This window comes from Leptolyngbya sp. 7M, from assembly GCF_018128485.1.
Window position 1 is genome coordinate 2,589,342 of the sequence record NZ_CP070897.1, and the last position, 20,892, is coordinate 2,610,233.

Consider the following 20,892-nt stretch of genomic DNA (forward strand, 5'->3'; position numbering starts at 1 on the left):
AAAAGCGGGCGTTTGCTTGTAAGGTTTTGTAAAGAAAAACAAGAGCAAACTTTAATGGAAGAATTCTCCAGGGTTAATGATCAATCTTTTAACTGCGATGTATCAATACGAAAAATCAGCAATTACCGGTGCGTGATCGCTAGGTTTTTCAAGATCGCGGGTTGATCTGTCGATAACGCAGTCGGTACATTTTTCGGCAAGTGATGGTGATGTCCAAATATAGTCGATCCGAAGGCCGCGGTTTCGCTGCCAGGCTCCCTCGCGGTAATTCCACCACGAGAATTCCTGCGAATCGGGATGAAGTTCGCGGAAAAGGTCGCGAAAGCCCCATTGCTTTACGTAATACATCGCTGCTCGCTCGGTCTTGGTAAAGTGCAATTTACCTTCCCAATGCGGGACGCTCCAAACGTCTATCTCGTCCATCGCAACGTTGAAATCGCCGCATAGAAGTACGTCTTTGTTCGTCTCGCAGGTTTCGTCAAAGAAATGTCTTAGCCGCTGCAGCCATTCCAGTTTGAATGTGAATTTGTCGGTGCCGAGTTCAGTGCCATTTGGCACATAGGTATTCACTATCCGGACGCCGTTGATCGTTGCGGCGATCAATCGTTTCGGCGATTCGTCATCGTCGTCTGCAAAGCCCTTCTGCACTTCCGCGATCGGAAACTTCGAAAGTATGGCAACGCCGTTGTAGGATTTCTGCCCGAAGAAGGCCGTTTCATAACCTGCCTCATTCAACGCGGCAAAAGGAAAATTTTCATCAACGCATTTCGTTTCCTGCAGGCAAACAACATCTGGGCGGGCACGCTCAAGCCAGTTTAGCAACTGAGGCATTCGGACGTTTATCGAATTTACGTTCCAAGTTACAACTTTCATAATGATATTTAATATTATCTACAAACCTCAGGTAACCACTTGTTTCAAACGTAATGTTCTAAAATTATACTGATGGAAATCAAGTATGTATTAAGATCATGTAAAAAGACTTGTATCCTTGCAATCATCATATTTTAATGGGCAACGTATATAATCTCTAAACTAAGTTGTGAACTGTGTTTGGTCTTCCCTGGCTTTATGCTTTGTTCTGTGTAGAATTTCCTTGTGGCTGATCTAGGTATCAATTTTGCTGGTATTGAGTCGCCAAATCCGTTCTGGTTGGCGAGTGCACCGCCGACGAACATGGGTTCGATGATCGAGCGCGCGTTTGACGCGGGCTGGGGTGGTGCTGTTTGGAAGACGCTCGGCGAGCCGATCGTGAACGTCTCGTCGAGGCTTGCATCTATCGACCACGGTGCGATGCGGATGATCGGACTCAATAACATTGAGCTGATCACCGACAGGCCGCTTGAGGTAAACCTGAAAGAGGTTTACCAGTGTAAGAAAAAATATCCGAACAATGCCGTGATAGTCTCGCTGATGGTGGAATCGAAGCGGGAAGCTTGGCATGAGATCGTCAAACGCACACAGGACACGGGCTGCGATGGATTTGAGCTTAACTTCGGATGCCCGCACGGAATGAGCGAACGCGGCATGGGCTCGGCAATGGGCCAGGTACCGGAATATACGTGCATGGTAACCGAGTGGGTAAAAGAGGTTGCAGAGATTCCTGTAATAGTGAAGCTCACCCCGAATGTTACGAACATCGTTCCGCCGGCAAAGGCAGCGATGAAAGGCGGAGCCGACGCAGTTTCGCTGATCAACACGATCAATTCGATAATGGGCGTCGATCTGGAGACAATGATCCCGCATCCGAACGTCAACGGTAAGGCTGCGCACGGTGGCTATTGCGGACCTGCGGTCAAACCGATCGCTCTCAATATGGTGTCGGAACTCGCCCGTGATCCGGAGTTCAATATTCCGATCAGCGGCATCGGCGGCATATCAACGTGGCGTGATGCGGTCGAGTTTATGCTGCTCGGTGCAGGCAATGTACAGGTTTGCACGGCCGTGATGCACTACGGTTACCGTATCGTAGAGGACATGATCGATGGGCTGAACTCATACCTAGATGAGAAAGGCTTCGCATCGGTCAACGACATCATTGGGAAGTCGGTCGATCGCGTGACCGATTGGGGCGACCTCGACCTCAACTACGTCGTAAAGGCCCACGTTAACGAAGAGCACTGTATCCGCTGCAACCTCTGTTACATTGCTTGCGAGGACGGCGCTCATCAATCATTCGAATTCGTCGAATCTAATGGACACCGATATCCGCGTGTGATAGAGGAAGAATGTGTCGGTTGCAACCTCTGCGCACTTGTTTGCCCGTCACCCGGCGCCATAGAGATGCAACGCCGCGACGATGGAACGAATCCGCAAACTTGGCGGGAACGGACAAGCGGGCAATGAACGATAAGCGGGCAATGTTGGTCCATTTTCTCGCAGCTTTGGCGTATAGAACGCAGAAGGCGGTTCGCGATGCTCCGTCAGATTTTGGTGATCTTGCCTTAGGAAATCTCGCTCGAACACCGAAAGAGCTTGTATGCCATATGACAAGCGTCGTGGGCTATGCCGCCACGTTCTTTACGGGCGGAACATTTTAGCCCGAGCCGCTCGCGACTCTAGATGAAGAAGTTGTTCGATTTCATTCGACCCTCGAACGCTTATCTAAACACATCTCAGACGGCGACGCCTTTCTCGATATAATGACCGAGGAAAAAATGCTGCAGGGTCCGCTTGCCGATGCAATGACGCACGCCGGGCAACTCGCGATGCTGCGCCGGATTCACGGTGCTCCGGTCCCGCCTGAGAATTTCATTTACGCTGAAATCGACGCTGCAAATCTTACTACCGACCAGCCTGAGCCTGTTCGTCCGGATGAGGAATGGAAGGAGCGACTTTAGATCAGATGGCTCCGCGTTCGAGTGCAGAATTTGAGATCCGGCCAAGTACGGCGACGAACCGATTAAAATTTGCGAAGCGTTGATCTTTGGTCATGCCTTTAACGAATCGGGCATATATTTGCTGAGCTATCACGGCGATCTTGAATGTTCCAAAGACGTAGTAGAAAAGCATATCCGGCACGGCGATGTTGCGTGCCGCTGAATACATCTCGACCAATTGCCGGCGCGTGACGTTTTCCATCAGCACTCGCGGATTGAACGGCATGTTCATCATCTCTTCGCCAAACTCGGGTGACATCCAATAGCCTAGCGTAGTCCCGAGGTCCATCAATGGGTCGCCAATCGTTACCATTTCCCAATCAAGAACGGCAATAATGCGGGTCAGGTCGTCCGGGTCGAGCATGATGTTGTCAAACTTATAATCGTTGTGAATTAGCGACGCACCAGATTCCGCGGGAATGTTCTCGCCGAGCCAAGACATCGCTGCCTCAAGTTCGGTGTGGTAGCTAGCTCATCAACTTCAGAAGAACTCTTGCAAACCAGTATTGACTGGGCTAAAGAGATTCACGCGCGGTTATGTCCAGAGTCGCCGGTTGCGGTGCTGCGGTTCCGCGAGATTCGCCGCTTAGCTAGCGAGACAGATCCATTTGCTGCACCCATTATCACAAGCTACAGCTATCAAATTATCAGCAACTTGGCTACCACCGAACTGCCTCTAAAGCGCGTGTTCCAACTGCGATCCCAGCTACCCCAGTTGCGGTTTAGTGAAGGCCAATGGGGGGGCACTAGCTTACCGTCCCAGCTCCAACCGTTTGAGGTGGCGCCGCCCCAAACCATTGGAGTGCAACCCATCTACTTGACGGAAAGACCGGGTCAGGGAACCTGGCCGTGGGGACTGAGCAGCTTAAGGGTCAGCGTTCGCCATGCGGCGCAAGGAGTGACGGGTGGGTTAGATGCCACGAGCAACCGCACCCTCTGGTGGCAGGCTCCCCAATATACCGTGCAGTACCGTACCAACGCGAATGGAGTAACCGCAGGACTTCCCAATCTGTTCAGAGCCAGAGCCATCAGCAGCCTGCTCCCCACTGCCCTGAAACCCCAACTGCCGGCTATGGATATGACGGAAATTTTCGCGATCAGGACAGAAACAGTTGATCAGAAGACTGTGGTAAAGTCTAAGGCTGAGAGCCATTGGCAGGCCGTTTTACCCAGCATGATGCGCTATTTGCTGATCGCCGATCGCCCTGGTGTTTTCTTCAACCTTCGCAATCAACTCTTACGTCAAGGTGATCTCAATCCTGTCGGCACAACGCCAGATTCTTTACAAAATTCTGCTGAAAATTTCTCAAATCATTCTGTCTTTGTCTCAGGCAGTGTTCCTGTACAGCACCGCATGCCCCGTCCGGTACTTCTGCCTCCTAACCCTGAACGAGGTCGTCCAGACTCCTTGGCGCTACAGCCCTGGGCAAGTTACTTTCAACCCACACAGACAGTATGGGTTGAAGCTTCTCCCGCCGATGAAGCCTTCCTTGCAGCAGATTTAATTCAGAACAAACCAGCTCGCGGGTTGCGGCTGCGGCTGACAGAGCCTAGCAGTGGTGTAATTCCTGCCAACTGGGACGGATACGTGAAGTTCAAATTAGCCAGCTATCGCGGAGCCGGAAATCAACCAACTCAGCTTGTAGACTGGGAGGTCAGCGAAATGTCTGCGGTGGTTGGGAACCAAACCTTTACCTTTGCGCTCGTACAAACTATCGTGACTCGCCTGAACTGGGAACTGGAATTCAGGACCAGCAATCTGCCAGCCTTAAAAGATCAGTTAGCGCTGCTGGCGGCTGGCTCTACGCTCTCCATCCAAGCTCGCGTTAGGCCAAAACCTGACGCAAATGGTTTAGACGATGGGTTCCAACAATCCCTTTCCTTTGCTTTGAGGCTGACCAGCGACCGCACCCTCCCCCTGCCGCTAAGACCTCAGTTTCTTCAGTTTGAAGACCCTGAATATAATCGTCAGCTCGCTTCCCCTACGGCTCATAGCTCCACCCAAATCACGGTCCCTAGCCAAGGAGGATTGACCAAACTGATCAGCCTGCGGCTCGCCACGGACCGCAGAGAATATAATCCCGACACTCTGCTGACTTGGCGTTACGACTGGGCCGATCCGGAACCGAATCCAGCGTTCAAGCCTGAGCAAATCGATGCTATGTTTCAAGCGCGAACGTTGCAGATTAAACGCATTCGCAAGGGCGTCGAGGCTTTGTTATCCCTCCCCAGCGGTTTGCCAACTAATCTGAATACTGGCCTGAATACTGGCGTGCCTTACCAGCTTTCCCTATCCCAGTTAACCCAGAGCACTTCGGGAACAACGCCCGCTGCCTCCGCGGTTCTGCAACCAAACGATATACTCCAACTGACGCTACAACTTTTTCAAGATGCGAACGCAACGCAACTCAGCCATGTCTTGGTCCTAGCGGTCAACATTGTGGCAAACCCGGTGCAGCCAGTGCCCAATGCTGCCTACGGTCTCCTGCGTCAGAATCTTGATGGGTCAGTAGAATGTGTTCGCTTCGCTTGGGGCGTAATGCCCGACCGTGTTGATTTAGTGAACCCGAATGATCTCAAAACTGAGGTAGTAAGACGGCGTGCCCTTTTCCGCTGGATCGACACTAAACGCCCCCAGCACAATATTAAATACGAAGTTCAAAAGATCACCCAAACTGGTTCAACAGACTGTAAACTATCCTTCTAATGGCTCATTTACTGAGCTGTTCCTGGTGTGACTCCTTAGATCCGGCAAGATTCGCTCATCAAGGCAAATGAACGAAACAACGAGACGATTCCTATTTGTGCTTCTGTTCGCTGTGGTTTTCTTTCAAACTGGAGCGCATATTAGTCAGGCATTTGTAAACTATCCCGCCTGGGAATTCATCAGTGCTGAAAGTTTTCCAGCCTATCATCGGGTGATGACTAGTGGAGCACTCCGAGTTTTGTTGTTGCCCCGGGTGATCGAATTGGCGCTAGCGGTTGTCGTTCTCTGGTTCTGTCCCCGTGTGCTCAAACGCTGGATGCTGGTATTGGCGATTGCGCTGGCCCTATGGGCATTTCTCTCCACTGTATTCATTCAGCTGCCGATTCATCGCCAGCTTGGTGCGCTAGGCAATCAACCAGAGCTGCTGGCCCAACTGAGAGCCACCGATTGGCTGCGCCAGATCCCAGAGTTACTGAGAGCGGCTCTCTATGTTTGGATGATGTCCTTTGTTGTGCGTCCACAGGTGAAAGCTGGAGTCACAGAGCCTGAAACCTATGACTACAAAGAAACTGCCTAACATAATCCCTGGGACGGAAGTAATGGTGTTAAGTACCTCGGCATAATTAAAAACCAGGTAGTGCTCAAGATGTAATGATGGAGAGGTAGAGACTTTGCTGTTTTCTCACTATGCCTACCTGCCCCATCTGTGCATCCGCTAAAACGGTCAAGAACGGTCGCATCCACAATGGTAAACAACGATTCAAATGCCACGACTGTGGACGACAGTTCATTGAACAACCCACTAAAAAAGTCGTTGAGCAAGCCACACGGGACCTGTACGCCTTCGGCGGGGCGTAGCCCTATGACCGATTACTGTTAGAACGCATCTCTTTAGCTGGTATTGCCCGTGCAGTCCAAGTTTCTGAACAATGGCTGCAAACCTACGTCAACGAGAAATAGGCGAAGGTGCCCCGGCAAGTGCAGGTGACACCTAAAAAAAGGGGAGGTTAACGATTCAATGCGATGAGTTGTGGTCGTTTGTGGACAACAAGGGGAACAAGCAGTGGGTCTGGTTAGCGCTTGATGCCAATACTGGTGAGATTGTGGGTGTTTACATTGGCGCACGCAATGAAGCTGCTGCTCGCAAATTATGGCAATCTTTGCCTCCCCTCTATCGGCAATGTGCGATTGCCTACACCGATTTTTGGGCAGCGTACGCAGCAGTTCTACCCAGCAAGCGGCATCGAGCCGTGGGTAAAGAGACTGGAAGAACCAGCTATATTGAGCGATTCAACAACACATTGAGACAACGGGTATCTCGCCTCGTGCGCAAAACCTTGTCCTTCTCCAAATCCTTAGAGAATCACATTGGTGCGATTTGGTATTTCATCCATCACTACAATGCATCATTACTTGTGTAGCACTACCGTTTCTCCTTAGTTGGTGAGTAGTTGATAAGCAAAAAAACTAAAACCAATCGGTCTAAGTTGAGCCAAAAATGAGCTGTCTTTGAGCAGTGCAATTGTAGAATCTACTGCACTTTGCGGGTTTTGAGAGTGATTAGAGCTGCATTCTGTTCGCCAATCTGTTGCTCTAGCTGCGTGATCCGATCTCGCAGAGGAGCCATCATGGTCTCCACTTCGGTTTCTGAATAGCGAATCGGAATATGTTGTGGACAGTTTTCACTGATTGCGTCCACATGAAAGAGAATAACCCGCTCCACTTTGGCCGCATAACCTGGAACTTGCAGTTGTTGACTCAGCTCAGATGCACCTTCAATCAATTCGGCTCTGCCCCAAATTTTGATCCGTTTGCGATGGCGGTAGTCCATCAGAATGGCTGACGATTTACCGTACGTCCGCGATAACGCGGCTCCTCTATCGTCTCGCCGGGGCCGGTCGGAGTTGTAGGCCGTGGGCCGCCCGCTACCGGCGGATAGTAAACTATCGGCGGAAGCCTATACCAACCTATGTAACGGCCGTATCCAAAACCGTAAGGCGATGACCAGCCCCAACCAAACGGCAAGAAACAATATGAATTGCGGAATGGATCGAAAACCCAAAGGCCGAACGAGGAATACATATCCCACACGCCATAATTGAACGAACTCAGAAGCGAAGTGCGCATCCCGTTTCGGTCAAGCGAGGCCACCATTCTTGCAAGCTCCCTCGATCGGGATCTGCTCCAATTATCGAGGTCATCCGTATCGTCGCGGTCAAACTTAGCAACCACGAACTCATTTCCATTACTGCTCGATTCCCTTCCGCCCTTTAGTTTTTGGCCATCGACGTGTCCGGCCCGTGCCTGTCCACGCCGCACCGAGAACGTACTCTTACCTTCAACAACATCGATCCGATAAACACCCGAATCGACGATAACAAAAGAGGCATCCGGGCCGTTCACGTTCACCAAAAAATCATTGCTCGCAAAAACCTCAAATACCGCACTGCCCTTGTGGACGTTTACGGTCAGGTTCTCCAGCGAAGTGGATTCGAACTCAAAAGATGTGTTACCGCCGACTCGAAGATAGGAGCCAGGATTCAGCAATATCTCTGCCTTTCCATCGGCTGAGGTAGTTACCTTTTGCCCGACCTTAATATCATCTCCCTTGACAAGTCGCCCGACCCGACCTGCATCAGATTCAAAAATGACCTCACCTTCAACGACGTTCACTGCTCCGGCTTCAGCAGAAACGACGTATTTCGTCGTTCCGGCAGAAGGAGCCTTGGACCTATCTTGGGCAAAATTAGGAATTGCTGCTCCAAAGAGAAGAAGTGCGGTCAGGGCGACTACACGATTTAATATTGAAGATCTCATATTCTGGCTCCTCGGGAAGAGTAAGGTAACTAAATCTTAATCGAAGTCCGCAAATAACACAATTTATTTACGTCTTTCAGATGGATAGGACAACGCAAATGGTTGTCAAAAATTTCCGAACAACCAATTGTCGATCCCTCTAATCAAAGAGTTTGAGTTTGGCTACGCAGTTAGTCGGTAATATCAGAAATGGCCACTTACAGAGACCCAAATAAATGTTTCGCACCGCTTGAGGTAATCGAACGGCTGTTGGAGATCAGGAAAGAATTGGGGTTCTCGGAAAAACTTTATCTCCTCCACTCTAACGAGCTGACCGACCATCTGGATTCATTCGGATTTGATATTTATGCTTTTTCGACTCGAAATGATCGCCTAAATTATGGTGACTATCGGGCTCCTGTGGTGCCGGGCGGGGACACGCACCATCTTTCCGACATCGCCCATTAGATTACCGACAAAAGTTTCACAATCAACTGAAGGAATGCGGAAGGTGATCGAGTTTTGATACCTTCCGTTTTTTACATCTATTTCGCTTTGACAATGAATATCGTACCGTCATCGTCGAGGTATTTTCTTTGAGTGAACTCAGATACATCGTTTCGGATCTCAGAGATCATTTCCTTTGCTGTCAGGTCTTTCGCCGCCAAAACACATTGAGCAAAACGCTCTCGTCCGTATTCTTCGCCAGCCTCGTTGGTCGATTCTGTAATGCCGTCCGTATAGATCACGAGAATCTCGCCTGAATTGCGAAATCTTGCAAAATGCTGATGGTAACGTGCGTCGCGAAACATCCCGAGCGGAAGATCACCGAACTCGATTATCTCTACCGAGCCGTCAGCACGGATCATCATTAGCGGATTATGCCCGGCATTTGAGAACACGAATGTCCGATTGCTGCAATCTAAGATGCCGTAAACAGCCGTGATGAATTGGTGATCCTCGACCGAATCCCAGAGAAGATTATTTACCTTTGACATCGCTATGTGCGGCGCATAGCCCTCCTGAACACCGGCACGCAGAGACGCTCGTAGGAATGACATCAAGAGAGCAGCCGGGATCCCCTTTCCGACCGCGTCAGCCACTACGATACCGAGCTGATCGTCGAATATCTTTACCCAATCATAGTAATCACCTGAAACTTCTTCCGTGGGAAAGATATAGGCGCTTATATCAAAACCATCGACATTCGGGTCATGATCGGGCAATAGTTCCAGTTGGACCTGACGCGCGATCTCCAGCTGGGCCTCGATGCGTTTTTTCTCGACCGCCTGCTGATGCAGTTCTACCTTTTCGATAATGATCGCGACCTGCGAGGTCAACAGTTGAAGTACTGAAAGGTCATCTTCGGTATAGGCCGCCAGGTCGTCGCTTTCAAGGTCAAATGCACCTATCACGCGGTCATTCGATATTATCGGTGCGACCATTTCTGAACGCGTCCGTGCGCGGGCCTTGAAATATCTCGGATCCTTGCTAACATCATCGGAAATTATTGGCTTCCCGGTCTGTGCGACCCGGCCGAGAAAACCTTCGCCAAGCTTTAACCGCGGTTCGATCAACTCAAAGCTGATATCGTATCCGCGTATCACCCGCGATTTGAAGATATAAGGATCGCCTTCATTATTAGTTTCGATGAGATATATACCCGCAGCATCGTAAGGCAAGAGCGTACCAAGCGTATCCATCACCTGATTCAGCACTTCGTCCAGATCAAGCGAACGGCTGATCTTCTTGGTGATGTCCAACAACATCCGGAGCTTATCAACCGTCGAAAGCTCTGGACGATGGATTGTAAGATTTGGTTGGACCTGGTCGTTCATTATTGTGGTCGTAGTACGTTTTCCTGATAGGCCGGCCAAAGCCGGGAGATCTTGATACGATATTCTACAAGAGCCCGGCTGACACGGTAATGACGCGCTATCTCATTAACCGTTTTACCAGACAAAACAAACCTTCGAAGGGCTGAATAGGGCACAAGGGCCGCAGCCCCCGTTCCGTATGCTTCGTCTTCTATTTCTCGATCATATTCCCGGGCAACTATCTTGCCTTCTTTGTTCGGAACCTTCACATCCAAGCGGCTAGGCTTGTGACCGAGAAAAACGTGGGCAACCTCTTCCATTAACGTCGCATTTTGCCGATTTCGGCCATGCGTCGGGTTAAGAATTATCAGCTTGCGTCCATCCGGAAGCTTCATGGAAGCGGCCCCGCCGGACCAGTCATCTTTGCCGATGCCAAGCAAATGACCCCGAGTTTCATCGGAAAGCTGATCGATAGCCTCGAACGGAACAACAAGCAGCTTTGCGTAGAATGCGAGCCTGAAAGGGTCTAGCCGCTCTGTATCGTTCTTAAGTCCGGCGAATTCTCTCAACCCCTGAGCCCGGATCTCACGGGAACGCCCTTTCTGAGTCGGCGGGACCTCGTCTGAATCCATCACTAATGCAAAAACCCGCAATGTTGCGGGCCTATAGGAAAAATCATTTCTGCCCGGTCAAAAAGCGACCGCTTAGACGACCTTGAATTCAGAATCGACATCTTCATCCGAGAGAGCCACTCTGTAGTTCTTAGATTGCTTCTGTTTCGTGATCAAAAGATCATCCTTTGTCTTGAGAAGGTCAGCCCGATTATAAACAGAGATCTCAAAATTATAGCCGTGGGTAATGGCGTCTTTTGGGCAGGCCTCAACACAGAATCCGCAAAAGATGCAGCGTCCGTAATCGATGTTATAGACCTTTGCGTAACGCTCGTCGCGGCCGATCCGGTCGGCATAGGGACGCGGATCAGTCTCAGCCTCAATGTAAATGCAATCCGACGGACACGCAGCGGCGCACAAATAACACGCCACGCATTTTTCCTTCCCTGCCTCGTCGACATGAAGCAAATGTTGGCCGCGATAACGCGGTTGGACCGTAACCGGAACATCAGGATATTGAACCGTCCATTTCTCACGCGGGATCTCAGAAAGTGTGCGCTTCATCCCTTTTAGGACGGCCGTGGTAGAACGAATTACTTCAGAGATTATAGACATCTATCAACGAGAAAATGATCAAACTAGGAAAAACGGTAGGCTAACAGACCGATATTCATATTCTACGCCGAAGGCGCATCCCCGTAAGGGTTATGGGGATTTAGGGGGAGCAAACCCAAGCCTAGAGAGTCAAACGAATTCAACTTCTACTGCTCCCCTTCCGGGTTGCTGCTAGACGCGGTATCTACCCCGCTCGTTGCATCAGCCGGACGAATCGCAACAATTTTGCCGCCCATCCGTGTAATCCGCTGCATTTCCTGATTCATGCGATTGTAAGGAACTTGAATAAAAATACTGCTGCTGGTACGCATTGCATAGTTATTTTTATCGGTCTGATCGTTTTGGCGTAAGCCAGTCACCTCATAGACAAAAACGCGATTCTCAGCTGACGAGGAAGACGGGTTTGTTAATACGGATTGTCCCAACATGGTGATCAGTCTCCATCAAGAATTCATCCAGGTTGATACGAAATTGGCGTTGCTGGCAGGAGATTGGAACTGTGGGGTCACGAGCAAGATACCCTTATGAATCTTTAGCTGATTCAGCTCAGGAAAACATCCAGCCTCTATCCTCAAAAGCACCAATATCTTCAGCAACGCCCTATGTTTGATTACAGCTTAAGCCGAAGCTCAATATACGCAGAACTGTCCCTGCCTAGTGGGCCAGCGTTACACTCGCAACCTTGCCTCCCATCTTGTTAATCTGCTGGAGGGTGCTGGAGAGCTGCTCATAAGGCACAATAAATTCCCGGTTGCTGCGGCGCACCTTGGGATATCTCGGCAGACTGATGCCAGCCCACTCAATGCGGTACAACCGCTCTGAAGTGCCCGGTACGGCGCTACCAAACACCCGATTGGGTACGACACTTCGCTTAGATGGCAGATAGGCAAAGCCCTCACTGCCACCCGAAGGCGCAACCACGGCTGAAGCACTATTGCGAGCCAGTTCTGCGGCCAACCGAGGTGACGTACCCCCGATCTGCGCCCGGTCGCTATTGGCATAGCCGCGATAAAGGCGGAACATGCGGGTAAAGCCGACGGTTTTTTGCCCGGTTTGGGTTGCAAAACCGCGATAGTAGGGCACGATGGAATCGCCAAAATTCATCTCGTACTCTTCCGAGTCGATGTAGGAATCGATGTCGGCCTCGAAGCCTTCGTTTTGGTAACGGTCGAGGTGCTCGATCACTTCCGCTTCGTCGTAAGGAGCACGACCCAACAAGTGCTTAATGTTTAGCTCGATCACCCGCGTCTGGAAGTGAGGATAGAGGAATTTGCGCTTATAGAGTTCCGATTTAGCAACGGCTCGCACAAATTCCCGCACGGTTAGCTGCCCATTCTTGAGCAGCGACTCCAGACTCGTCAGGCGTTCTGATTCCATCAGGTAATCGTTGCCTAGCACCTGCCGATAAACAGCATTAATGACAGTCTTAGCATCCTCCGGCGACCAGTTTGGCCGCAGCTCAACTGGCCTCGTTTCAGTGAAGCCACTTGTTCCCAAACGGGATGCTCCGGTTGTAATTGCCACAGATGATTCTCCTTCAATAGAGTCCGATCAATCAGATTCGATGAGTATTAGGCTGGGGAGATGTCAACCACGCGGCTGCCTCGTTGGTTCAAGCGCTGGAGCGTAGGAGAAAGCTGCTCGTAGCTCACCAGAAACTCACTGGTACTGCGCCGAATTTGAGGGGTGCGTCCGCTAGCGGCTTGAGTGACTCGCACCCGGAAGAGTTGACCGCGATTGCCCCGATTTGTGCTCGCCAACCCTTTGCCAAACCCAGGGGTTCTAACCGGCGTTGCCGAATTCAGAGCTAGTTCCTGAGTCAGTGCGCCAGCCTTGTTTTTACCCTGGGAGCGGTCACTGTTGGCATAGCCCCGGTAGAGCTGGAACATGCGGTTGAAACCAACCGTTTTTTGGCCGCGCTGGGTTTCAAAGCCGCGATAGTGGGGCACAATCGATTCGCCAAAATTTTCTTGATATTCGATGGAATCAATGTAGGAATCAATTTCAGCTTCGTATCCCTGCTGCTGATACAGATTGACATGGGCAGCAATTTCCGCCTCGTCGTAAGGGGCACGGCCCAGCAGATGTTTATAGTTCAACTCAATAAAACGAACTTGGGGAGTCGAATAGAAAAACTTTTTCCGATAGAGTTCAGATTGAGCCAAAGCCCGAACAAAATCCCGCACGCTGATACTGCCCCGACGCAGCAGTGACTCTGCACTCGTCAACCGCTCCGACTCCATCACATGATCATTGCCAAACACCTGCCGATAGGCAGCATTGATCACGGTTTGGACATCATCTTCGCTCCAATTTGCCCGCAGTTCTACTGGTGGAGTGTCAATAAACGGCTCCACGCCAAGCTGCCGAGCTGCCATAGTACTTGTCATCGCTCAGATCCTCAATTGCAATTAGAGAAACAGGAGAAAACAATGCCAGGACAACAGCCTAATACACGCCGCACGCGCTACACGCCGCACGCGCATTATGCCGCTGTCCTGGAGGCAAAAGAGCCTTAGCTCAGAGCATTGATGGCATAGTCAATGTAGGAATTGGCTTCTACCGCTGGGTCGCCAGACAAGCCGTGGTTCGCTTTGATGTACTTCAGAGCTTCCACATACCAGCTCGGAGACAGATCAAAGGTGCGGTTGATTTCAGCCAAACCGGAGATCAGGTAATCATCCATTGGACCCGTGCTGCCTGCAACTAGACAGTAGGTGATCATGCGGATGTAGTAGCCGATGTCCCGCACACACTTGGCACGGCCCGTGTTGCTGGATGCATAGTTGGAGCCTTGCATTTGCGTGGTGTAGGGGAACTTCTGATACACCGCGTTAGCAGCGCCTTCAGCCAAGCTTTGCGCTTTAGAGCTGAGAGATTTTGCAGCATCTAGGCTAGCCGTAGCTTGACGCATGCGACCAAACGCGACCTGAAGTTCAGCCGAGCTGAGGAAACGGCCTTGAGAATCTGCGGTTGCGACTGCCTCTGTTAAAGGAGTTTTCATACTGGATGACCTCTCAATAAGTGTGGAAAAGTGTGCAAAGTGTAAGCGTTGATGCTTGATTAGATAGAGTCGCCCTATTCACAATTAGGCAAACCCTAAACAAGTAAGCGACAAAACGAGCAACGAGCGCATTAAGCAACAGCCGCAGCAGCCCGATCAAAGTAGCCGCCCAGCTCAGACATTAGGGAGCTGCAATCGCCACGAGTTACACCATTGGGGTCGTTAGCAATCGCAATGGCTGCATCCTTCATTTTTTGTACGCCAACAGCCACCGAAGCACCGGGCACACCTAGAGCCAGGTAGGTCTCGCGCAACCCATTCAGGCAGCGATCATCGAGGACGCTAGCATCGCCAGTAAAGGCCGCGTAGGTGACATAGCGCAAAATGATTTCCATGTCGCGCAAGCAAGCCGCCATCCGCCGGTTGGTGTAAGCATTACCGCCCGGAGCGATCAGCTGAGATTGCTCAGCAAACAGAGCACGAGCTGCATCGGCCACGATCTTGGAGGAATTGGAGGTGATACGGTTAACCACATCCAAGCGCTTGCTGCCTTCAGCAACCATGTTCTTCAGGGCATCAATTTGCGAATCACTGATGAATTCGCCGCGAGCATCCGCTTGAGCAACCACTTTAGTGAAAGCGTCTAGCATTCTAGTTATCTCCTAATCATTGACTTGAGTTTGGATTGGCTCAAAGCCTACGTGATTGATTTCGTTTGTCCGCCATCATTTCGACCAGAGATTGACACACGAATCTGTGCGATTTAATAAACCGTCGCAGTATCGGCGTCAGGAACAGATTCATTGAGCTATGTTCGTTTAGCTACATCTGAACTATCTCTGATCAGTCAAACTATTTGGCGAGGCAAACAATCCCAACGAGTGTCCGGACCTCACCCTACGGTCATCTCAATGGAGTATTTCAAATCGATCATCTTAATGGCGTTCGAGTGAGTTTTTAAGAATCCTGACCCCCGACCTAAACAGCCCGGAGGCCAGTTGCTTTTGGACCACCATCGATTAAAGCAACCTGTTTGTGCAAACTTTGTGCAATTTTAGCAGCATTAAATCACAATCTGGTTAAGAAATGTTGAGAGCGCCGCAAACTCTCTCAGCGTCGACAAAATTGTCGCGAGCGTTAATAATGAAATGGAGCGGAAAAACATCTTAAAATACCTCTTTGAAACCGTAACCTTTAGAATAAACCACAAACAATTCTGATTCAATCACTTATTGATTTCGTTGCACGCGTGCGATAATTTGAGGGAAAGCCCCATTCGTACACGATTTCCAGAAGCGAGGCCCGAGCCGGGGCATTGTCCTGAATGAAAGAACGAGAATCGATCAGCGAATTTTTCTGGTTCCTGCGAAGGCCTGCGCAGTTTCTGGCCGATGTGTGCGTACTTTCGGCGGCCTTCTTGCTCTCCTATCTGCCCGCGATCAATGTTCAATTGGGCGAATACTATATCGAGAACGCAGTTCGGCAGCTTCCTTTCGTTGTTCTGGTGCAGTTCTCCGCGCTTTTTCTAGTCGGCGGCTATTCCATCTTATGGCGATACGTGAGCATCGAGGACATAAAGGTCTTCATAAAGGCGGCGGCGGTAGCGACAACCGTGCTCGTAGCGGTGCGGTTCTTGCCGATACTGGTCGAATACAACATTTGGCAGGTGCCTGTTTCGGTTATCTTTATAGACGCCGTTCTGGGATTTGGTGGGATGCTGGCGATCCGCGTTCTGCGCCGTTTTGTTTATGAGCTCGGCGATGACCGCCGCATTCTTCGCGGCAGGCGAATGCCCGAACGCAAGGCTGCTTTGCTTGTGGGAGCCGGGCGGATCGGGGCCACGATAGCAAAGGAGGTAAGCGGACGGCGTGATGCTGAGTTGGACATACGCGGTTTTGTTGATGATGATCCTAGAAAAAAGGGCGGGAGCGTAAGCGGCATAAAGGTTCTCGGCTCGACCAATCTGTTACCCAAGTTTGTCGATGAACTGGACATAAAGCAGGTGGTTATCGCGATCGATGATGCTCGCGGCAAGGATATTCGCCGGATAGTAAATATTTGCGGTTCGATCCCAGTGCGTGCTCAGATAGTTCCGAGCCTTAATGAAATCGCCCATGGGCGCGTATCTGTTAGCAGAATTCGTGACGTTGAGATAGATGACCTTCTCGGCAGAGAACCGGTAAAGCTCGACACCGGAAATCTCGAAACATTCCTTTCCGACAAGACAATAATGGTAACAGGTGCGGGCGGTTCGATCGGGTCGGAACTTATCCGGCAGATAGCCACCTACCAACCTCGAAAGCTTTTGCTGATCGAGCGAGCCGAGTTCCTGCTTTTTCAGATCGAGCGCGAGATACGCAAGAAACATCACTCTATGGAGATCATTCCGCTGATCGCTGATATTTGCGATAGGCCGCGGATGAGGGAAATATTCGCTCGGTACCGCCCGGATGTGGTGTTCCACGCAGCTGCGCATAAGCACGTCCCGCTCATGGAAACCAATGTCTGTGAAGCGATCAAGAATAATGTTTTCGGTACAAAACTGACTGCGGAACTTGCGGGAGAATTCGACGCGTCCAAGTTTGTGCTCGTTTCAACGGACAAGGCGGTAAACCCAACTTCCGTAATGGGCTCATCGAAACGGCTTGCGGAGATCGTTGCTCAACAGCTCAATGGGCGATACAACACCGCGTTCGTTGCGGTGCGATTCGGCAATGTGCTGGGTTCGGCGGGTTCGGTCGTACCGATCTTCAAAGAACAGATCGAAGCAGGCGGGCCGGTCACGGTTACCGATCCGAAGATGACCCGCTATTTTATGACCATTCCTGAAGCCTCGCAGCTTGTGATGCAGGCCGGAGCGCTTGGGCTCGGCGGTGAGATCTTCATACTTGATATGGGTCAGCCGGTAAAGATACTTGACCTGGCCGAAGATATGATCAGACTTTCAGGCCTTGTGCCGTATGATGATATAGACATCGTATTTACAGGCATCAGGCCTGGCGAAAAGCTGTTTGAAGAGTTAGAGATAACAGGTGAGGACCTTGAAAAGACACGTCACCCGCAGATATTCATCGGTAAGATCGCAACGTATTCTGACAAAAAGGTCTCAGCAATGATCGAGCGGCTGTCGGCATCATTAGAAAATGGGAATGATGATGATCTGCGAGATGTGATCAGGGAGTTTGTGCCCGAATCACAGATATCGGTAAGAAAGACGGGAAAACACTCTGAACAAATTGCTAAAACACAAAAGCCGCTCACCCGTTCGGCTGACCTCCAAACGGCTGAATAGTAAGTCAAGGAAATGCGGCACTGAAGATCTATGTTTCACCCAAAATTCTCAAAAAGCCGGATCTCATCAAAGGCCGGTTCGTTCACGGAATCGGTTATTCGGGAAATGTCTCGGGAAGCAGCGAAATACGGCGCAGTAAATCTGGGCCAGGGCTTTCCGGATTGGTCAGCACCTGAAGAAATAAAGCAGCGTGCGATAGAGGCTATCGCTGATGATCATAATCAATACGCTATAACATGGGGCGTAAAGAGCTTTCGCGAGGCCATCGCAGCGAAGACGAAATGGTTTCTGGGAATGGAGGTCGATCCGGAAGCTGAGATCACTGTAACGTGCGGTTCGACCGAAGGAATGATCGCCGCGATGTTGGCGACCGTTGACCGCGAAGAAGAGGTCATCGTGTTTGAACCGTTCTATGAGAATTATGCGCCGGACGCTATCTTGTCAGACGCAAAACCAGTGCATGTGCCGCTTTACCGCACAGATAAAGGATTTGTATTTGACCGCGAGGAGCTCCGCAAGGCATTCAATGAACGAACAAAGGCAATAATCATCTGCAACCCGAACAACCCGACAGGCAAGGTCTTCACGCGCGAGGAATTGGAGTTCATCGCCGGGCTGTGCCAGGAGTTTGATGCGATTTGCTTTACCGACGAGATCTACGAGCATATAACGTTTGACGATGCCGAAGGTAACGCAAGGGAGCATGTCTGCATGGCAACGCTGCCAGGAATGCGTGAGCGGACCGTCGTGGTCAATTCGCTTTCAAAAACCTATTCGGTCACCGGCTGGCGAGTCGGCTGGTGTATTGCCCCGCCGGATATAACCTCCGCTATACGTAAGGTTCACGATTTTCTGACCGTCGGCGCGGCAAATCCGCTGCAGCATGCCGGCGCATTCGCTTTGCAATTTCCCGAGAGCTATTACGAAGAGGTCCGTTTGGAGTATCAGCGTAAACGAGACTACATCGTCCCCGTCTTACAGAATGCTGGCTTTAAATGCGATATGCCCGAAGGCGCATATTACGTTATGACCGATATTTCAGATTTCGGGTTTGCGAACGACATCGAATTTACAAAACACCTGATCCGTGAGGTCGGAGTTGCAGTGGTTCCCGGGTCTTCCTTTTATCATCGTCCGGAGATGGGCTCTCACATGGTAAGATTTTGTTTTTGCAAGAAGGATGAGACGCTCGAAGCCGCGGCGGAGAGATTAGATCGGCTGCGATATCAATGATCGACCGATGGTATTTTCAGCGCCAGAGCCCACGACGTCTAAAATTGGCAACCAAAATACTCCCCTTGCGCAACCAAATATCTGACCCAAACGTCATTGATACATAGGCGAAGGCCAATAATATCTTATTTGGAGGTATTTTATGATGGCTAAGGCATTAGCTTTTGTTTTATCAATTTCTGTTTTTGGCATTGCGGCGATCGCACAGACACCGGAACCGAGGCAGCGGATAGAGCCGCGTGTGTTCTCATGGACGTTCGGTTCGACGGGCGGCTATCTGGGTATCGAAATGGCAGAGATCTCGAATGAGAACTTAGGCAAATTCGGTCTTTCGGCGGTTCGCGGTGTCGGTGTTGAGAAAGTTTCAGCGGATTCGCCGGCCGAACGTGCCGGTATCCTTGCCGGTGACGTGATCGTGCGCGTAAATGGGGAAGAAGTTACAAGCACCCAAAAGCTTAGTAGGATGATCGGCGAGATCGCTCCGGACCATACGGCAAGAATAACCGTGCTTCGCGGAGGATCGGAGCGCGAGCTCAGTGTAACGATCGGCAAACGTCCGGCACCGAAATTTGATGAAGCCGGAGCCTTTGGTCGGCTTGAGGACCTTTGGAAGAACGAAGGCCGCCCGGAGGCAGCCCCACCAAGCTCAAGTGCTCAGTGCGCTGCTGGAGTTGGGTAAAGCCTATGCCCTGCTTGACCCGATTGCTACGACCACTGAAGCCGATGAACCACTCAATTTCTTCCTCGACACCCTCTGGCAGAACCAGAATGAGGCGGCCATCGTGAAGGGAACCGCAGAACTTAAGAATTTTTTGGAGGAATCGGCATCACTGAGTAGCTTCGAGGAACCACTGCAATTGTTAAAATTTCAAAAACAGTTATTAAAGGCAGTTGGATCAGGTGTAGAACTACAACAGGAAAAGCAAGATGTCAGGTTTCTCAATGCTTTGATGAACTTAGGAAGTGCTTATGCTGATTTGAATCCAGATGAAACAATAGCAGGAGCAGAATCGCTCAATTTCTTCCTTGATACACTAGGGAATGCTCAAGACGAAGTTGAAATACAGCAGGGAATTGGAGAATTTACAACGTTCTTTGCAGGATTGGACAATTTTGATCGTTCTATAGGCTGGTTAGAAGATGGCTACAAACTCCTGAATAGCATTAAGCAGGCAAATCTTTCTCAAAGCGAATTCAATTTACCTCAATGGCAAGTTGGACCACAAGATGACCCATTTCGTTATCAAAGCCCAGTTCTCAGTGCATTCGCTCAACTTTTCCCAAATCGTATCGATACAGCAGGCTATCAGCTTCTGTGCCATTGGTTATATGGAAAGGGCGAACCCGTATATATAAGCAACAACCCTTTTTGGACGGACTACATGACACGTGAAAATCAATATACAAACCCAGCAGGTGAACGACAACCTTTTCTACCTACTGTTAGAGAAAGAGTAATGGAGCTTGCCATGATTCATGCCTCTAATTCAATCAGTGCCATCTCTGATACGATTCGCCCACTTAATCTTGCAAATGGCTTTGCGCCAATTGGATACATGTATCTACACGGTGTTGCACCCGAACTACGCATTTTTGGAACTGCTGTAAAAGAACAGTACAGTGAGATAGATCCTGAAAACAACTTCAAAGTTACACTCAATCTTTCATTCACCTGGGTAGATGATATCGATCCTAATAGCCAGTACGGCTTTAAAGAATGGTTTGCTTCACAAGTTGTTGGACGTGCGCTTGCAGCAATTGATTCAGGACCCGCTTTAGATCGAGGACAACCAGTTCCTCCAACTATTAATCCTCAGGATTATCACATAGAGATCCAGTGGACATCTGAAATAATTTATGAAAAGAGAGGTGGAGTAGAGGCATTTTATGGATGGCCTTTCACTACAAACGAAGGCTTTACTCCTTTATAAGTCAGAA

21 protein-coding genes and 2 pseudogenes are annotated in these 20,892 nt (G+C 50.2%); 11 read left to right on the forward strand and 12 right to left on the reverse strand.

The window, feature by feature from the left end; genetic code table 11:
• Positions 1-102: 102 nt before the first annotated feature.
• Positions 103-873 (reverse strand): exodeoxyribonuclease III, encoded by a 771-nt coding sequence (gene xth / locus JVX88_RS12515; RefSeq protein WP_211627604.1) that lies wholly within the window; start codon positions 871-873, stop codon positions 103-105.
• A 225-nt stretch (positions 874-1,098) separates the two neighbouring features.
• On the opposite strand from xth, the gene preA reads away from it, so the two are divergent.
• The 3 genes from preA (at position 1,099) to JVX88_RS12530 (ending at position 2,840) form a co-directional block, all read left to right on the forward strand.
• Entirely contained in the window at positions 1,099-2,346 is a 1,248-nt protein-coding gene (preA, locus tag JVX88_RS12520; protein WP_211627605.1) for an NAD-dependent dihydropyrimidine dehydrogenase subunit PreA, read from the forward strand.
• Positions 2,343-2,540 (forward strand): hypothetical protein, encoded by a 198-nt coding sequence (locus JVX88_RS12525; RefSeq protein ID WP_211627606.1) that lies wholly within the window; start codon positions 2,343-2,345, stop codon positions 2,538-2,540. The genes preA and JVX88_RS12525 overlap by 4 nt, the downstream gene beginning before the upstream one ends.
• Positions 2,541-2,642: 102 nt before the next feature.
• The gene (locus JVX88_RS12530) at positions 2,643-2,840 is read left to right on the forward strand and encodes a hypothetical protein (RefSeq protein WP_211627607.1); all 198 of its coding nucleotides are present in this window, start codon (positions 2,643-2,645) and stop codon (positions 2,838-2,840) included.
• A gap of 1 nt (position 2,841) precedes the next feature.
• On the opposite strand, the pseudogene JVX88_RS12535 reads toward JVX88_RS12530, so the two are convergent.
• Positions 2,842-3,324, reverse strand: a pseudogene (locus JVX88_RS12535) (phosphotransferase); the annotation flags it as partial.
• A gap of 48 nt (positions 3,325-3,372) precedes the next feature.
• On the opposite strand from JVX88_RS12535, the gene JVX88_RS12540 reads away from it, so the two are divergent.
• The 3 genes and pseudogenes from JVX88_RS12540 (at position 3,373) to JVX88_RS12550 (ending at position 7,007) form a co-directional block, all read left to right on the forward strand.
• Positions 3,373-5,586, forward strand: coding sequence for a hypothetical protein (locus JVX88_RS12540; RefSeq protein ID WP_211627609.1), 2,214 nt, complete (start codon positions 3,373-3,375; stop codon positions 5,584-5,586).
• A 67-nt stretch (positions 5,587-5,653) separates the two neighbouring features.
• Entirely contained in the window at positions 5,654-6,163 is a 510-nt protein-coding gene (locus JVX88_RS12545) for a hypothetical protein (RefSeq protein WP_211627610.1), read from the forward strand.
• Between the two features lie 110 nt (positions 6,164-6,273).
• Positions 6,274-7,007, forward strand: a pseudogene (locus JVX88_RS12550) (IS1 family transposase).
• A gap of 110 nt (positions 7,008-7,117) precedes the next feature.
• Here the strand turns inward: JVX88_RS12550 and JVX88_RS12555 are convergent.
• Complete coding sequence (locus tag JVX88_RS12555; RefSeq protein WP_211627611.1) at positions 7,118-7,417, reverse strand: hypothetical protein; 300 nt, start codon at positions 7,415-7,417, stop codon at positions 7,118-7,120.
• Positions 7,417-8,403, reverse strand: coding sequence for a FecR domain-containing protein (locus JVX88_RS12560; protein WP_211627612.1), 987 nt, complete (start codon positions 8,401-8,403; stop codon positions 7,417-7,419). Before JVX88_RS12560 ends, JVX88_RS12555 begins: the two co-directional genes overlap by 1 nt.
• A gap of 189 nt (positions 8,404-8,592) precedes the next feature.
• On the opposite strand from JVX88_RS12560, the gene JVX88_RS12565 reads away from it, so the two are divergent.
• Positions 8,593-8,850 carry a hypothetical protein gene (locus JVX88_RS12565; protein ID WP_211627613.1) on the forward strand — a complete coding sequence of 86 codons (258 nt, stop codon included), beginning with the start codon at positions 8,593-8,595 and terminating at the stop codon, positions 8,848-8,850.
• Positions 8,851-8,927: 77 nt separating this feature from the next.
• Here JVX88_RS12565 and JVX88_RS12570 read toward each other — a convergent pair whose 3' ends face one another.
• The 8 genes from JVX88_RS12570 to JVX88_RS12605 form a co-directional block, all read right to left on the reverse strand.
• Positions 8,928-10,220 carry a PP2C family protein-serine/threonine phosphatase gene (locus tag JVX88_RS12570; protein ID WP_211627614.1) on the reverse strand — a complete coding sequence of 431 codons (1,293 nt, stop codon included), beginning with the start codon at positions 10,218-10,220 and terminating at the stop codon, positions 8,928-8,930.
• Positions 10,220-10,831, reverse strand: a complete 612-nt coding sequence (locus JVX88_RS12575) for an ImmA/IrrE family metallo-endopeptidase (protein ID WP_211627615.1) — start codon at positions 10,829-10,831, stop codon at positions 10,220-10,222. The genes JVX88_RS12570 and JVX88_RS12575 overlap by 1 nt, the downstream gene beginning before the upstream one ends.
• Positions 10,832-10,903: 72 nt before the next feature.
• Entirely contained in the window at positions 10,904-11,425 is a 522-nt protein-coding gene (locus tag JVX88_RS12580) for a NuoI/complex I 23 kDa subunit family protein (protein WP_211627616.1), read from the reverse strand.
• Positions 11,426-11,571: 146 nt separating this feature from the next.
• Positions 11,572-11,853 (reverse strand): phycobilisome linker polypeptide, encoded by a 282-nt coding sequence (locus JVX88_RS12585; RefSeq protein WP_035998680.1) that lies wholly within the window; start codon positions 11,851-11,853, stop codon positions 11,572-11,574.
• Between the two features lie 226 nt (positions 11,854-12,079).
• Positions 12,080-12,949: a phycobilisome linker polypeptide gene (locus JVX88_RS12590; protein ID WP_211627617.1), complete on the reverse strand. Its 870-nt coding sequence runs from the start codon at positions 12,947-12,949 to the stop codon at positions 12,080-12,082.
• A 47-nt stretch (positions 12,950-12,996) separates the two neighbouring features.
• Positions 12,997-13,815: a phycobilisome linker polypeptide gene (locus tag JVX88_RS12595; protein ID WP_035998686.1), complete on the reverse strand. Its 819-nt coding sequence runs from the start codon at positions 13,813-13,815 to the stop codon at positions 12,997-12,999.
• Between the two features lie 125 nt (positions 13,816-13,940).
• A complete protein-coding gene (gene cpcA, locus JVX88_RS12600; protein WP_035998689.1) occupies positions 13,941-14,429 on the reverse strand; it encodes a phycocyanin subunit alpha in 489 nt (162 codons plus the stop codon).
• A 131-nt stretch (positions 14,430-14,560) separates the two neighbouring features.
• A complete protein-coding gene (locus JVX88_RS12605) occupies positions 14,561-15,079 on the reverse strand; it encodes a phycocyanin subunit beta (RefSeq protein WP_035998691.1) in 519 nt (172 codons plus the stop codon).
• A gap of 674 nt (positions 15,080-15,753) precedes the next feature.
• Between JVX88_RS12605 and JVX88_RS12610 the strand changes: the two genes are divergently transcribed.
• The 4 genes from JVX88_RS12610 (at position 15,754) to JVX88_RS12625 (ending at position 20,885) form a co-directional block, all read left to right on the forward strand.
• A complete protein-coding gene (locus tag JVX88_RS12610) occupies positions 15,754-17,721 on the forward strand; it encodes a polysaccharide biosynthesis protein (RefSeq protein ID WP_211627618.1) in 1,968 nt (655 codons plus the stop codon).
• Between the two features lie 30 nt (positions 17,722-17,751).
• On the forward strand, positions 17,752-18,954 hold the full coding sequence (locus JVX88_RS12615; RefSeq protein WP_211627619.1) for a pyridoxal phosphate-dependent aminotransferase: 1,203 nt from the start codon (positions 17,752-17,754) through the stop codon (positions 18,952-18,954).
• 142 nt (positions 18,955-19,096) lie between these two features.
• On the forward strand, positions 19,097-19,633 hold the full coding sequence (locus tag JVX88_RS12620; protein ID WP_211627620.1) for a S1C family serine protease: 537 nt from the start codon (positions 19,097-19,099) through the stop codon (positions 19,631-19,633).
• On the forward strand, positions 19,605-20,885 hold the full coding sequence (locus tag JVX88_RS12625) for a hypothetical protein (RefSeq protein ID WP_211627621.1): 1,281 nt from the start codon (positions 19,605-19,607) through the stop codon (positions 20,883-20,885). Before JVX88_RS12620 ends, JVX88_RS12625 begins: the two co-directional genes overlap by 29 nt.
• Positions 20,886-20,892: the final 7 nt, after the last annotated feature.